The organism is Sphingomonas endophytica, assembly GCF_001476895.1.
GTDB classification, from domain to species: domain Bacteria; phylum Pseudomonadota; class Alphaproteobacteria; order Sphingomonadales; family Sphingomonadaceae; genus Sphingomonas; species Sphingomonas endophytica_A.
Window position 1 is genome coordinate 14,927 of the sequence record NZ_LDTB01000051.1, and the last position, 12,898, is coordinate 27,824.

Consider the following 12,898-nt stretch of genomic DNA (forward strand, 5'->3'; position numbering starts at 1 on the left):
AGGCGAAGCCCCATGAAGATCAGCGGCGTGGACATCCGTCCCGGCAACATCATCGAGTACGAAGGCGGTATCTGGCGCGCGGTCAAGATCCAGCACACGCAACCCGGCAAGGGCGGGGCGTATATGCAGGTCGAGCTGAAGAACCTGCGTGACGGCCGCAAGAACAACGTCCGCTTCCGTTCGGCCGAGACGGTCGAGCGCGTCCGGCTCGACACCAAGGACTTCCAGTTCCTGTTCGCCGAGGGCGACGGTCTGGTCTTCATGGACAAGGAAACCTACGAGCAGGTGACGCTGCCGCGCGACCTGTTGGGCGATGCCGCCGCTTTCCTGCAGGACGGCATGGACGTGGTCATGGAACTCTATGACGAAGAGCCGATCAGCGTGCAGCTGCCCGACACGATCGAGGCGACGATCGTCGAGGCCGACGCGGTGGTGAAGGGGCAGACCGCCTCCTCCAGCTACAAGCCGGCGATCCTCGACAATGGCGTGCGCGTGATGGTGCCGCCGCATATCTCGTCGGGCACGCGGATCGTGGTCGACGTGTACGAGCAGACCTACGTTCGGCGTGCGGATTGAGACGAATAGCGTCAGCTGTTCGCACAAGCCGCCGCCCGGCCGGCGCGCGTCGCGCGACCGACGACGCGGGCTTTGCCCGCGGCGGTTGACTTTCACGAACCCTCGTTCCGGCGGGACGAGGGGGGAGTAAGAAAAATGCCATCCCATTCCGGCCTCTTCACGGTCATCGAGCGCGCCGCGCGCAAGGCGGCGCCGCGCCTGCGTCGCGACTTCAACGAGGTTCAGCACCTCCAGGTCAGCCGCAAGGGGCCGGCCGATTTCGTCAGCCAGGCCGATCAGCGCTGCGAGCGGACGCTGTACGACGAATTGTCGAAGGCGCGGCCCGACTGGGGCTTCGTAATGGAAGAGGGCGGGACGATCGAGGGCGATCCGACCAAGCCGCGCTTCATCATCGATCCGCTCGACGGCACCTCGAACTTCCTGCACGGCGTCCCGCATTTCTGCATCTCGATCGCGGTCGAGGAGCCTTTGCCGAACGGCAAGCGCGAGATCACGACCGCATTGGTCTATCAGCCGCTCACCGACGAAAGCTTCTGGGCCGAAAAGGGCCGGGGCGCGTGGTTGCAGGACCAGCGCTTGCGCGTGTCGTCGCGCCGCGAGCCGTCCGAGGCGCTGATCGCGACCGGCATCCCCTTCATGGGCCACGGCGATTTCGTGCAATGGACGCGCATCTTCGGGGCGATCGCGCCGCAGGTCGCGGGCATCCGCCGGCTGGGCGCGGCGGCGCTCGACCTCGCATGGGTCGCGGCGGGGCGTTTCGACGGCTATTGGGAAAGCGACCTGAAGCTGTGGGACGTCGCGGCGGGGATGCTGCTGGTCAAGGAAGCGGGCGGTTACGTCACCGACTTCCGTGGCGGCGATCGCCCCATCGAACGCAACGAGTTCCTCGCGGCGAACGACGGCCTGCACAACAAGCTGCACAAGATGGTCGCGCAGGCGCTGCGCTGAGCACGCGCCTCACACCGTCCGTCAGACCGGACCCGTTCCGGCATCCACTGCGCCACACCTGACCATTTCCGCGGAGGTGCGGCGCGGTGGCTTCCGGAACTATCCCGTCACCCCGGCGCAGGCCGGGGGCCATGGCACCGCGAACTCCCCGGCTTGCGAGCTTGCGAAACCAGTGGCCGTCGGAACGCCACCGGCACGACGGATGAACGTCGCGACGGTCGCGAAGACGTCCCGGGAAACCGTCGACCAGCACCCGCGCAATCCTGTCGTCGGAGCGCTCAGTCCCTCGGCAGCGTGATCGTCGCCAGCAGCCCGCCACCGTCGCGCGCGGTCAGCACGATCCGTCCCCCGGCTTCCTCGACGATCGCCCGCGCCAGCGCCAGCCCCAGCCCGATCCCACCGGTGTGGCGATTGCGCGAGCTTTCCAGCCGGAAGAACGGATCGAACACCTGATCCAGCCGCTCGGACGGGATGCCGGGCCCGCGATCGGCGACGACGATCGCCGCCACCTGCGCGTCGGTCGACAGCGACACTTCCGCCGCTCCGGCATATTTGACCGCATTCTCGATCAGGTTGCGCACCGCGCGCCGGATCAGCGACGGGCGCAGCCGCATCCGCAGCCGCTCCGCTTCCTCGAACGTCACCGGATCGCCCAGGTCGCGGAAATCCTCGACCACCGCATCGACCAGCGCGGCCAGATCGACCTCCGTTTCCGGCTCGCTGGGCCGGCCCAGCCGCGCGAGCGACAGGATGTCGTCCAGCGTGCGGTTCATCTCCGCGATCGTGTCCGCCATCCGCGCACGGTCCTGATCGTCTTCCACCGACTCGATCCGGACGCGCAGCGCGGCGAGCGGGGTGCGCAAATCGTGCCCGATCGCCCCCAGCATCCGGTCCTTCTCGTCCAGCATCGCCGTGACGCGCAGCCGCAGCGCGTTGAACGCGGCGATCACCGCGCGCACATCGGGCGGGCCGGTCTCTTCCAGCGGTTCGGGGGACGTGGCCGGTGAATAGCTTCGCGCCGCGGCGGCCAGTTCCCGCAACGGACGCGAGATCCGCCGCGCGATCCACAGCACGGGCAGCAGCACCACTCCGTACAGGATCAGCGTCTGCGCCAGCAGCCGCCAGAACAACCGCAGGTCGTCGTGCGGCAATCCGCCGGCCAGCGCCATCCACCGTCCGTCGATGCGCCGGATCGCGACGATGATCGTGTCGCGCGGACGATCGTCATGATCCGTGCGCGCCGCCCGGGCGACCATGCGGCGCTCGAAGCGGCTGAGCGGGGCCTGATATTGATCGGGCGTTGCCAGCGCCACGTCGATCGCGGCGACCCGAACGCCCATGTCGTTCAGCTGGCTGACGATCTCGCGGGTCATCGCCGGTTGCGGGGTCATGGCCGGGGTGATCGGGTTGCGCGGCACCAGCCGCACCCGCCCGCGATCCGCCACCACCGGCCGTCCGCCGCTTTCCTGATCCAGCGCATCCGCGATTCGATACGCTGCCGGTCGCGTCACCTGCGCCAGCCGATAGGCGCTGCGTTCGCGCAGCAGCAGCGCGAGGTTGACCGCCTGCGCCAGGAACAGCGCCAGCGCGACCAGCAGCGCCATCTGCCCCGCCAGGCTGCGCGGCCAGGGGATCAGCCGCCTCACAGCCGCGTGACGTCGGTCGACAATGCATAGCCGCCGCCCCACACGGTCTTGATGATCTCCGGCGCCTTGGGATCGGGCTCGATCTTGCGGCGTAAACGGCTGACCTGATTGTCGATCGCGCGGTCGAACGCCGCCGCCTCGCGCCCCTGCGTCAGGTCGAGCAGCTGGTCGCGGGTCAGCACCTGCCGGGGACGCTGCACCAGCGCGAGCAGCAGATTGTACTCGCCGGTCGACAGCGGCACCGACACGCCCTCGCGATCGACCAGCGCGCGCTCGCCGGTCTTCAGCACCCAGCCGGCGAAGGCGTAGGAGCCGCTTTCCGGCGCGTGATGCCGTACCCCGCCACCGGCGGTGCGGCGCAACACGGTCTTGATCCGCGCCGCCAGTTCGCGCGGGGAGAAGGGCTTCACGACATAATCGTCCGCGCCCATCTCCAGCCCGACGATCCGGTCGGTTTCCTCGCTGCGCGCGGTCAGCAGGATCACCGGCGTTTCGCCCGTCGCGCGGATGTGGCGGCAGAGCGACAACCCGTCCTCGCCCGGCATCATGATGTCGAGCACCACCAGGTCGATCGCATAGGCCGCCATCCGGGTGCGCGCCGCCTCCGCGTCACCCGCCTGGGTGACGCGGAAACCTTGCCGCGTCAGATAATTGGCCAGCGGCTCACGGATCGAGCGTTCGTCATCGACCAGCAGGAGATGGGGGATGTCACCCATGCTCATGTCACCTGACACACTCGCGGCGTGGATTGAAGGGGTCACTGCGCGTCGGCGGGCGCGGGCATCTGGTTCATTGACGGCATCGCGCCGCGCCGGTCATGCCCCGCACGGCGCGCGCGCATGATCAGCGCCATCGCCTCGCGCTCGCGCGCGTCGATGCGCCCGTCGTGATTGGTGTCGGCGCGGTCGAACATGCGCAGCGCCCGCTCGCGAAACTGCGCCTGCGTCATCTCACGCGCGCGCGCGTTGCGGACGGGGTGGTTGCGCATGCGATAGGCGCGGCGTTCCTCGGCGCTCAGCTTGCCGTCGTGATCCGTGTCCATCGCGGCGAAGCGCCTGTCGGCCTCCGCGGCGGCTTCGTCGCGCGTGACCGTTCCGTCGCGATCGCCATCCGCCGCCCGGAACGGACCGGCCGGCGTGTCGGCCGGGGCGGGGGCGGCCTTGTCGATCGGCTGGGCCTGCGCTCCGATGCCGACGAAGCCGCCCAACACGGCACCGCCCAGCGCGGCGGCGGTCATCCACATTTTCATCGCGTCCTCCTGCAGGATCGATCGCGCCCACCGCGCACCGATCATCGCCTTGTCGCTGTCGCTCGTCGCTGATCGGTGCCAGAAAAGGGTCGAATTTGTCGCGAGATGTATCGGTGACGTCGACGAGTGCCGGGCAGGGATCATCATCATCTTGTCTGCTGCCGCCTGTTGTCTGTAAGCCGTGACCGACGACTCTCCGCCGCTCGAGGGTCGAGGCATCAGATCACGCGCGTGGGCAACGATCGTTGCGTGCAGGCGGATCAGACGTTCCGACCGGAAGACAGGCGCTTGCGATAGGGCAATAAAGGATTATGAGCCGTTGCGGGTTGCTGGGGGGCGACGTTGGAGACGTTGAATACCACGGATAAATGGCCGACCGGGGTGGACGTCAATTATGTCCTGCCGGGTGAACGGCTTGCGCGGTACGTCACCGGCTACCACCGGTTTTCCGCACCCGTGCGCGCCGGCGACGACCTGCGCGACGCCTTCTTTCCCAGCGTGGCGACGATCCGGGTGACGCTGGGGGCCAGCCCCCCATGGTCGCTCAAGATCGGCAGCCGCACCTTCGATCCCGTCCCGGTCGTCGCCATGACCGGGCCGACGAGTTATGCGGGATATCTGACGTGCAAGGGCGGCACGCTGGTCGGCGTGGGATTGCGTCCGTTCGGCTGGGCGCAATTGTTCGGCGGTGACGTGTCGCGGCTCGCGAACCGGGTGGTCCCGCTGGGTGATATCGATCCGGGCGCGGACATGCTGCGCGCCGCCGTCGAGGGTGATCGGCCCTATCACGAAGCGATCGAAAGCTGGCTGGAGGCCCGATTGCAACGGAGACCGCCCGCCGATCCCCGCATCGAAACGCTATGCGTGATGCTGCGCGATCCGGCAACGACGCGGATCGAGGCGGTCGCGGAGGCACTGGACATGAGCCCGCGCGCGCTGGCGTCGATGACACGCTTCAATTTCGGCTTCACGCCCAAGCTGTTGCTGCGTCGTACCCGCTTTCTGCGCGCGGTCACGGCGGTATTGACCGATCCAGAGGAGGGGCCGGCCGCACTCGAGGCGGCAGGTTACTGGGACCGCTCGCACTTCCTGCGCGACAGCCATCTGTTTCTCGGTTGCTCGGTGCGCGACTTCCAGCGTCGGCGCGGACCGCACAACCAGGAAGCGATCGTCGCACGAGTCCAGGCGCTCGGAACGCCGGTCTGATCGATTTCTCCAGCCGGTCTGCCGGCCGGAAGCACGCCTAAAGATCCAGGACGCGGTCGTCGAACATCCCGAACAGCAAAGTGGACGAATAGAGCCGTACCGCCCGGTCCCGCTCCATGCTCCATGCCCATTTGCGCATGTCGAAAGCGGCGTTCAGCATGCCCATCATCGCCTGCGCCGCTACCAGACTGTCGACGGGGCGCATCGTCCCCTCCGCGATCCCGTCCATCATCGTGCCCGCGAAGCGGCGCGCGATCCGGGTTGAGCGGTCGATCATCTGATCGCGCTCCCCTGCCGGCAATCCGCTCAGCGCGGTCGTACGCAGCAGCGATTCGCGGTCGGAAAACTGCACCGTGACCAACGTCGCCACGGTATCGCAAAGTCGTTGCCAGTGCGTGCCGCCGCGGTCGTCGGCGCGCCGTTGCGCGGCCGCGATCGTGTCGAAGCTGCGGCGGTAGCAGGCGACGACCAGATCGTCCTTGGCATCCAGATGGTGGTAGAAGCTGCCCTTGGTGACGTTCAGTTCCGACGCGATCCGCTGCACCGAGGCGCCGCGATAGCCCAGTTCGTTGATCAGCCGCGTGGCCGCGAGGAGGAACGCCTCGCGGCCTGGCACCGAGTCCTCGTGGCTGAGCGGCACGGTCTGCGGCGACCATCGCGCGCCGGGGAGGGCCAGCCCATGCTGGAACAGATCCATCAATCGCGCCGCGACGCGTTCATTCTGGTCGATATCGTAGCGTGGCAGCCAGACCGGCAGCCAAAAGATGTTCTCCAGCAGCACATGCGCGCGCGCGCCCGCCAGATCGGTGGCGTGGCGCGACAGATCGTCCCCCCACAAGGCGCGGGTCCGCCGAAACACCTCGCGCCAGCGATTCATCAGCGTTGCGCGGACCGGTTCATCCATCGCGCGCAGGTCGGACAGGACCGCGAAGGCGCGTTCCTCCCCGCGATCGATTCGCGTCAGCCGCGCCATGTTGAGCGCCACCAGCCGCCCGACGCGCGCGACCGGAGTCGCCTGCTGCGCCGCGTCGGCCAGCATCGCCATGAGGTAATCGAGCGTGTGCTCGAACGCGGCGGCGGCCAGTTCCTCCTTGCGGCGGAAGTAGTAGGTGACGCTGGTCGTGTTCAGCCCCACGCGGCGCGCGACATCGGCGAAGGTCATGCCCTTCGCGCTCTGTTCGTTGATGGCATCGGCGGCCGCCGCCAGGATCGCCTGGCGCTTCTCGCGGAACCGGCGGGTGCTGCCGGCGTCGTCGGTGGTGATGTCCCCCATGTCCCAGCGTTAGCATGGCTCGATTTGAAGATGCAGTCCCTTTGTGCCGGTCAGGTGACAAGTTGGTCGACGCGCTTTACCGAATACGCGGTATGGTCTACGCAGGGCGCGTCGAGGCTGATCGGGAGGATGCGCGGTGGATTTTACCCTGAGTGAGCGCGAAACGTTTTTCCGCGATCGGGTACGCCAGTTCATCCGCGACGAAATTGCACCGCGTCGTGCCGAACATGACGCTCAGCATCGCGAGGGGGAGCGATGGAAGGTGCTGCCGGTCATCGAGGATGTGAAGGCGCGTGCCCGTGCGGCAGGTCTATGGAATTTCTTCATGCCTCCGCATTCCGGGCAGCAGCATGTCGATGACAGCTTCACATTCGAAGGAACGCAGCTCAGCAATCTCGAATATGCGCTTTGCGCCGAGGAGATGGGGCGGATCGACTGGGCCAGCGAGTGCTTCAACTGCTCCGCGCCCGACACCGGCAACATGGAGGTGCTTCATCGTTACGGTACGCTGGCCCAGAAGGAGGCGTGGCTGCGTCCGCTGATGAACGGGGACATTCGCTCGGTCTTCCTGATGACCGAGCCGGCGGTCGCTTCCTCGGACGCGACGAACATCGAAACGCGTATCGATCGCCATGGTGATCACTATGTCATCAACGGGCGCAAATGGTGGTCGTCGGGGGTCGGTGATCCCCGCTGCCGGATCGGCATCCTGATGGGAAAGACCAGCTTCGAGGGCGCGCGCCACCAGCAACAGAGCATGGTGCTGGTGCCGCTCGACACGCCAGGCGTGCGGATCGAGCGGATGCTGTCGGTCTACGGCTATGATCACGCGCCGCACGGTCATGGCGAGGTCAGCTTCACCGATGTCCGCGTACCGATCGACAATGTCCTGCTGGGCGAGGGGCGCGGCTTCGAGATCGCTCAGGGACGGCTCGGGCCGGGACGCATCCACCATTGCATGCGCACGATCGGGGTTGCCGAAACCGCGATCGAGGCGATGGCGCGCCGGCTGGTGTCCCGCGTCGCCTTCGGAAAGCGGATCGCCGATCACAGCGTCTGGGAGGAGCGGATCGCCCGCGCGCGGATCGATATCGAGATGACCCGGCTGCTCTGCCTGAAGGCCGCCGACATGATGGATCGGGCGGGCAACAAGGCCGCGCAGGCCGAGATCGCGATGATCAAGGTGCAGGCGCCGACGATGGCGCTGCGGATCCTCGACGATGCGATCCAGGCGCATGGCGGCGCCGGCGTATCGGAGGACTTCGATCTGGCGCACGCCTGGGCGGCAATGCGCACGCTGCGCTTCGCCGACGGTCCGGACGAGGTGCATTGCCGCGCCATCGCCCGCCACGAATTCGGCAAGTATGCCGGATGAAGGCCGCCGTCCTGTTCGCGGTCGGCGAGCCGCTGGAGATAGCGGAGGTGAACGTCGCCGCGCCCGCCGCGCATGAGGTGCTGATCCGCACCCACGCGGTGGGCGTCTGCCGCTCCGATCTGCATTTCATCGACGGGACCTATCCGCACGCGCTGCCGACCATCCCGGGTCACGAAGCGGCCGGCGTCGTTGAGGCGATCGGGGCGGAGGTGCGGACCGTCCGCCCTGGCGACCATGTCGTCACCTGCCTATCGGCCTTCTGCGGTCATTGCGAATTCTGCGTCACCGGTCGGCTGTCGCTCTGCATCAGTTCGGAGACGCGCCGTCCGAAGAGCGCGTCGCCGCGCCTGCATCTGGCGGACGGCCGTCCGATCGCACAGATGCTCAACCTGTCCGCTTACGCCGAACAGATGCTGGTCCACGAACATGCTTGTGTCGCGATCGACCGTGATATGCCGCTGGAGCGTGCTGCGCTGATCGGTTGCGCCGTCACGACCGGGGCGGGGGCGGTATTCAACACCTCGCGCGTCGCGCCGGGCGAGACGGTGTGCGTCGTCGGGTGCGGTGGCATCGGGCTGGCGGCCGTCAACGCCGCGCGGATCGCGGGCGCGGGGCAGATCGTCGCGATCGATCCTGTCCCGGAAAAGCGGGCGCTTGCCGAACGGCTGGGCGCGACGCACACCGTTGATGCGACGGAGGACACCGCCGTCGCGCAGGTGGTGGAGGTGACGCGCGGCGGCGTCGATCACGCGATCGAGGCGGTCGGGCGTCCGCAATCGGCGGCGACCACGGTGAAGGTACTGCGACGCGGCGGCACCGCCACGATACTGGGCATGATGCCGCCCGGAGAGCATGTCGCGCTGTCGGCGCTCGACCTCCTGTCTGGCAAGAAACTGCAGGGAGGATTGATGGGGTCGAATCGCTTTCCGGTCGACATTCCCCGATTGGTGGATTTTTATCGACGCGGGCTGCTCGACCTCGACACAATGGTGGCCGAGGAGATGCCGTTGGAGCGGATCAATCACGCGTTCGACGAATTGCGGCGCGGTGATGTGACGCGCAGCGTCATCACGTTCCCGGCATGAGCGAGGATCTGCATACCGTCGCGCTGCACGACTGGCTGCGTGCGCACGTTCCAGACGCGGGAGCGCTGACCGGCCACGCGCGGTTCGAGGGCGGACAATCCAATCCGACATACCGTATCGACACCACGAATGGCAGCTATGTGCTGCGTCGCAAGCCGGTCGGTGCGCTGCTGCCTTCGGCGCATCAGGTCGACCGCGAATATCGCGTAATCGCGGCGCTGCACCCGACCGGCTTCCCGGTGCCGCGCCCGTTCGGGCTGTGCACCGACGATGCGGTGATCGGATCGGCCTTCTATGTCATGGAGATGGTGGAAGGGCGGACGATCTGGGATGGCACGATGCCCGATCTCTCCCCGTCTGAGCGCCGGGCGCATTATCTGGCGATGATCGACACGCTGGCCGATCTGCACAACACCGACCACGTCGCAATCGGGCTGGAGGATTACGGCCGTCCGGGCAATTACTTCGAGCGGCAGGTGGAGCGTTGGACGCGCCAGTATCGCGGGGCGGAGACCGAACCGATGCCGGAGATGGAGCGGCTGATCGCCTGGCTGCCGCAGACCGTTCCACCGCAGACCCGCACCGCGATCGTCCACGGTGACTATCGCGTCGACAACCTCCGTTTCGCGCCGGGCACCGAGCCGCGCGTCGCGGCGGTGCTCGACTGGGAATTGTCGACGTTGGGAGACCCGATCGCCGACCTCACTTATTATCTGATGAGCTGGGTGACGGAGCCCGAGGGCCGGTCCGGCCTGCTCGGCCGCACCGGCCCGGCGTCGGGTATACCGGAGCTGGAGGAGATGCTGGTGCGATATTGCGCGCGTACCGGTCGCGATGCGCCGATCGCGCTCGACTGGTATTTCGCCTTCAACCTCTTCCGGCTGGCCAGCATCGTTCAGGGCATCAAGAAGCGGATCGTGTTGGGCACCGCCGCCAACCCGCGCGCGCAGGAAACCGCCGCGCGCGTGCCGGCGCTGGTCGCGGCAGCGTGGCATTTCGCGCAACGGGCGGGTGCGTGAACGGGGAGGGGCGGATGCGGTTCGTCGATCGGTCGATCATCGTCACGGGGGCAGGGTCCGGGATCGGGCGCGCCGCCGCGCTGGCGTTCGCAAAGGAAGGCGGTCGCGTGGTCGCCGCCGACCTTTCGGAAACCGTTGACGAAACCGCGCGCCTCATCCGCGATGCCGGGGGCGCCGCGGAGCCGATCCGCATCGACGCTGGCGACGAAGCGGATGTCACGCGCGCCGTCGCGCTGGCGGTCGAGCGGTTCGGCGGGTTGCACGTGATGTTCGCCAATGCCGGCATTTCAGGCGGCATGGCCAATATCTTCGATACCGACATCACGCTGTTCAGCGAGGTGCTGCGGGTCAATCTGATCGGCCCGTGGCTGGCGGTAAAGCATGCCGCGCCGGTCATGGCGGCGCAGGGCGGCGGCGCGATCGTGCTGACCGCCAGTGTCGCAGGGCTTCGCTCCGGCGCGGGATCGCCGGCTTACTCGGCGTCGAAGGCGGGAGTCATCAATCTGGCGACCACCGCCGCGCAGCAATTGTCGGGCGCCAACATCCGCGTCAACGCGCTCTGTCCCGGGCTGACCGAGACGGGCATGACACGCCCCACCTTCGATTACGCGCGTGAGGCCGGGAAACTCGATCGCGTCGGGCGCCTCAATCCCCTTCGGCGGGGAGCGCAGCCGGAGGAATTGGCGCGGGTCGCGCTGTTCCTCGCCAGTGACGACGCCAGCTACGTCAACGGGCAGGCGCTGGCGGCGGATGGCGGGCTGTCGTCCAGTCACCCGGTGACGCGACAGGAATATGGCCGCACGGCTGTCTAGCGGAACGACGAGCGCTAACCTGGGTTGATGGCGTCACGTTCCTGGAGACGACGCATGACCGCACCCGCCCGCTACACTCCCGATGTTGAACAGCTGCGGCCGGATGAGGCGGAGACGGTGGCGGAGTTGAACGCAGCGTTCGACACCGTGCTGGAAACGACGGCGGAGGACTATGGCCACGCCGTCCGCGCCGTCCATGCCAAGGCGCACGCGATCCTGGAAGGCACGCTGACCATCGACGCCGGCCTGCCGTTCGAACTTGCCCAAGGGCTGTTCGCGACACCCGGCGAGCACAAGGTGATGATGCGGATATCGACCAACCCGGGCGATATTCTCGACGATGCAATCTCGCTTCCGCGCGGGCTGGCGATCAAGGTGTTCGACGTGGATGGCGAGCGGCTGCCCGGTGCCGAGGGTCGGACGCAGGACTTCATCATGGTCAACGGCAAGGTGTTTCAGGCCCGCGATGCCAAGGCGTTCGCCCGCAATCTGAAGCTGCTGGCGCGCACGACCGACAGGGCGGAGGGCGGGAAGAAGCTGTTGTCGGCCGTGCTGCGCGGCGTGACCTCGGCGCTGGGGGCGATCGGCATCGAAAGTCCGGCGCTCAATACTTTGGGAGGCGCGCCGAACGTCGATCCGGTCGGAGAAACCTATTACAGCGCGACCCCCTTCCGCTACGGCGATCACATCGCGAAGTTCAGCATCGCGCCGGTCGCGCCGGGGCTGAAGGAACGCACCGGCGCGATCATCGACACGGCCGGGCGTCGCGATGCGATCCGCGAAACGGTACGCGACGAACTGCGATCGATCGCCGGGGAGTGGGAGTTCCGCGTCCAACTGGCGCGTGATCTTTCCCGTCAGCCGGTCGAGGACGCTACGGTCGAATGGGACGAGGCGGAGGCGCCGTTCGTGCGTGTCGGCACGATCCGTACGATCGCGCAGGACAGCTGGGATCCGCAGCGGGTCGAGCAGGTCAATGAACAGCTGCGATTCAGCGTCTGGACCGGGCTTGCCGCGCATCGTCCGCTGGGCAACATCAACCGTGCCCGCCGCGACACCTATCGCCACTCCGCCGATTTCCGTCAGCGCGTGAACCGCTGCCCCATCCACGAACCGGCGTGATGCGAGCGGCGGGGGAGGGCGGGGCGCGCTAGCGCCGGCGCATCAATCCTTCCTGCGCGACGCTGGCCACCAGCCGGCCGTTCACGTCGAAGATGCGCCCGCGGTTCATGCCGCGGCCGTGCCCGGCCCACGGACTGTCGGTGGTATAGAGCAGCCATTCGTCGGCGCGCGCCGCCTCATGTAGCCATAACGCATGGTCGAGGCTGGCGGTTTGCAGCCCCGGCGTGATCCATGTCACGCCATGCGGCAGCATCGCGGTGCCCAGCAGCATCATGTCGCTGGCATAGGCCAGGATCGCGCGGTGGATTGCGGGATCGTCACCCAAGGGCGCGACCGCGCGGAACCAGCTATGCTGAAAGGGTGGGGCGACCTCGGGATCGGTCCAGTGGCGCGGGGTGACGGGACGAAAGTCGATCGGGCGCGGTCGCAGCAATTGTTGTCGAAGCCGCTCGGGAATGCGATCCGCGACCGCGCGACGTAATGCTATCTCTGGCTCTGATACACATCTGACGCTGCCGACGAAGAGGAAAGTGTAGACGACGTTAATCGCCCAAACAATTACACAAAAAAAACGAGAACAAATGAAA

Annotated in this window: 12 protein-coding genes and 1 pseudogene; 8 read left to right on the plus strand and 5 right to left on the minus strand. The window is 67.3% G+C overall.

Features of this window, described 5'->3' with window-relative positions; all coding sequences use genetic code 11:
- Positions 1–12 precede the first annotated feature (12 nt).
- Together efp and NS334_RS12205 are read left to right on the plus strand one after the other, a co-directional pair.
- Positions 13–576, plus strand: coding sequence for an elongation factor P (gene efp, locus NS334_RS12200; RefSeq protein WP_058756235.1), 564 nt, complete (start codon positions 13–15; stop codon positions 574–576).
- Between the two features lie 135 nt (positions 577–711).
- On the plus strand, positions 712–1,524 hold the full coding sequence (locus NS334_RS12205; RefSeq protein WP_058756236.1) for an inositol monophosphatase family protein: 813 nt from the start codon (positions 712–714) through the stop codon (positions 1,522–1,524).
- A 278-nt stretch (positions 1,525–1,802) separates the two neighbouring features.
- On the opposite strand, the gene NS334_RS12210 is transcribed toward NS334_RS12205, so the two are convergent.
- From NS334_RS12210 to NS334_RS12220, 3 genes are read right to left on the minus strand one after another with little or no spacing between them, the layout of a single operon-like run.
- Positions 1,803–3,128, minus strand: a complete 1,326-nt coding sequence (locus tag NS334_RS12210) for a sensor histidine kinase (RefSeq protein WP_083500445.1) — start codon at positions 3,126–3,128, stop codon at positions 1,803–1,805.
- 38 nt (positions 3,129–3,166) lie between these two features.
- Complete coding sequence (locus tag NS334_RS12215) at positions 3,167–3,886, minus strand: response regulator (RefSeq protein ID WP_058756238.1); 720 nt, start codon at positions 3,884–3,886, stop codon at positions 3,167–3,169.
- Between the two features lie 41 nt (positions 3,887–3,927).
- Positions 3,928–4,419 carry an EF-hand domain-containing protein gene (locus NS334_RS12220; protein ID WP_193753086.1) on the minus strand — a complete coding sequence of 164 codons (492 nt, stop codon included), beginning with the start codon at positions 4,417–4,419 and terminating at the stop codon, positions 3,928–3,930.
- 342 nt (positions 4,420–4,761) lie between these two features.
- On the opposite strand from NS334_RS12220, the gene NS334_RS12225 reads away from it, so the two are divergent.
- Positions 4,762–5,625, plus strand: a complete 864-nt coding sequence (locus NS334_RS12225) for a helix-turn-helix domain-containing protein (protein ID WP_058756240.1) — start codon at positions 4,762–4,764, stop codon at positions 5,623–5,625.
- A gap of 37 nt (positions 5,626–5,662) precedes the next feature.
- On the opposite strand, the gene NS334_RS12230 is transcribed toward NS334_RS12225, so the two are convergent.
- Positions 5,663–6,898 carry a TetR/AcrR family transcriptional regulator gene (locus NS334_RS12230; RefSeq protein ID WP_058756241.1) on the minus strand — a complete coding sequence of 412 codons (1,236 nt, stop codon included), beginning with the start codon at positions 6,896–6,898 and terminating at the stop codon, positions 5,663–5,665.
- Between the two features lie 136 nt (positions 6,899–7,034).
- On the opposite strand from NS334_RS12230, the gene NS334_RS12235 reads away from it, so the two are divergent.
- From NS334_RS12235 to NS334_RS12255, 5 genes are read left to right on the plus strand one after another with little or no spacing between them, the layout of a single operon-like run.
- Positions 7,035–8,273: an acyl-CoA dehydrogenase family protein gene (locus tag NS334_RS12235; protein ID WP_058756242.1), complete on the plus strand. Its 1,239-nt coding sequence runs from the start codon at positions 7,035–7,037 to the stop codon at positions 8,271–8,273.
- The gene (locus NS334_RS12240) at positions 8,270–9,358 is read left to right on the plus strand and encodes a Zn-dependent alcohol dehydrogenase (protein WP_058756243.1); all 1,089 of its coding nucleotides are present in this window, start codon (positions 8,270–8,272) and stop codon (positions 9,356–9,358) included. Before NS334_RS12235 ends, NS334_RS12240 begins: the two co-directional genes overlap by 4 nt.
- Positions 9,355–10,377: a phosphotransferase family protein gene (locus NS334_RS12245; RefSeq protein WP_058756244.1), complete on the plus strand. Its 1,023-nt coding sequence runs from the start codon at positions 9,355–9,357 to the stop codon at positions 10,375–10,377. Before NS334_RS12240 ends, NS334_RS12245 begins: the two co-directional genes overlap by 4 nt.
- Before the next feature lie 14 nt (positions 10,378–10,391).
- Positions 10,392–11,189, plus strand: coding sequence for an SDR family NAD(P)-dependent oxidoreductase (locus NS334_RS12250; protein ID WP_058756245.1), 798 nt, complete (start codon positions 10,392–10,394; stop codon positions 11,187–11,189).
- A gap of 54 nt (positions 11,190–11,243) precedes the next feature.
- Complete coding sequence (locus tag NS334_RS12255) at positions 11,244–12,311, plus strand: catalase family protein (protein ID WP_058756246.1); 1,068 nt, start codon at positions 11,244–11,246, stop codon at positions 12,309–12,311.
- 28 nt (positions 12,312–12,339) lie between these two features.
- Here the strand turns inward: NS334_RS12255 and NS334_RS12260 are convergent.
- Positions 12,340–12,792 (minus strand): annotated as a pseudogene (locus NS334_RS12260) (acyl-CoA thioesterase); the annotation flags it as partial.
- Between the last annotated feature and the right edge of the window lie 106 nt (positions 12,793–12,898).

What these genes read in the sequence shown, in the direction of transcription:
- NS334_RS12250 (WP_058756245.1), top strand. Translation starts at nt 10,392, where the DNA reads ATGCGGTTCGTCGATCGGTCGATCATCGTCACGGGGGCAGGGTCCGGG.
- NS334_RS12240 (WP_058756243.1), top strand. Translation starts at nt 8,270, where the DNA reads ATGAAGGCCGCCGTCCTGTTCGCGGTCGGCGAGCCGCTGGAGATAGCG.
- efp (WP_058756235.1), top strand. Translation starts at nt 13, where the DNA reads ATGAAGATCAGCGGCGTGGACATCCGTCCCGGCAACATCATCGAGTAC.
- NS334_RS12230 (WP_058756241.1), bottom strand. Translation starts at nt 6,898, where the DNA reads ATGGGGGACATCACCACCGACGACGCCGGCAGCACCCGCCGGTTCCGC.
- NS334_RS12205 (WP_058756236.1), top strand. Translation starts at nt 712, where the DNA reads ATGCCATCCCATTCCGGCCTCTTCACGGTCATCGAGCGCGCCGCGCGC.
- NS334_RS12215 (WP_058756238.1), bottom strand. Translation starts at nt 3,886, where the DNA reads ATGGGTGACATCCCCCATCTCCTGCTGGTCGATGACGAACGCTCGATC.
- NS334_RS12220 (WP_193753086.1), bottom strand. Translation starts at nt 4,419, where the DNA reads ATGAAAATGTGGATGACCGCCGCCGCGCTGGGCGGTGCCGTGTTGGGC.
- NS334_RS12255 (WP_058756246.1), top strand. Translation starts at nt 11,244, where the DNA reads ATGACCGCACCCGCCCGCTACACTCCCGATGTTGAACAGCTGCGGCCG.
- NS334_RS12210 (WP_083500445.1), bottom strand. Translation starts at nt 3,128, where the DNA reads ATGGCGCTGCTGGTCGCGCTGGCGCTGTTCCTGGCGCAGGCGGTCAAC.
- NS334_RS12245 (WP_058756244.1), top strand. Translation starts at nt 9,355, where the DNA reads ATGAGCGAGGATCTGCATACCGTCGCGCTGCACGACTGGCTGCGTGCG.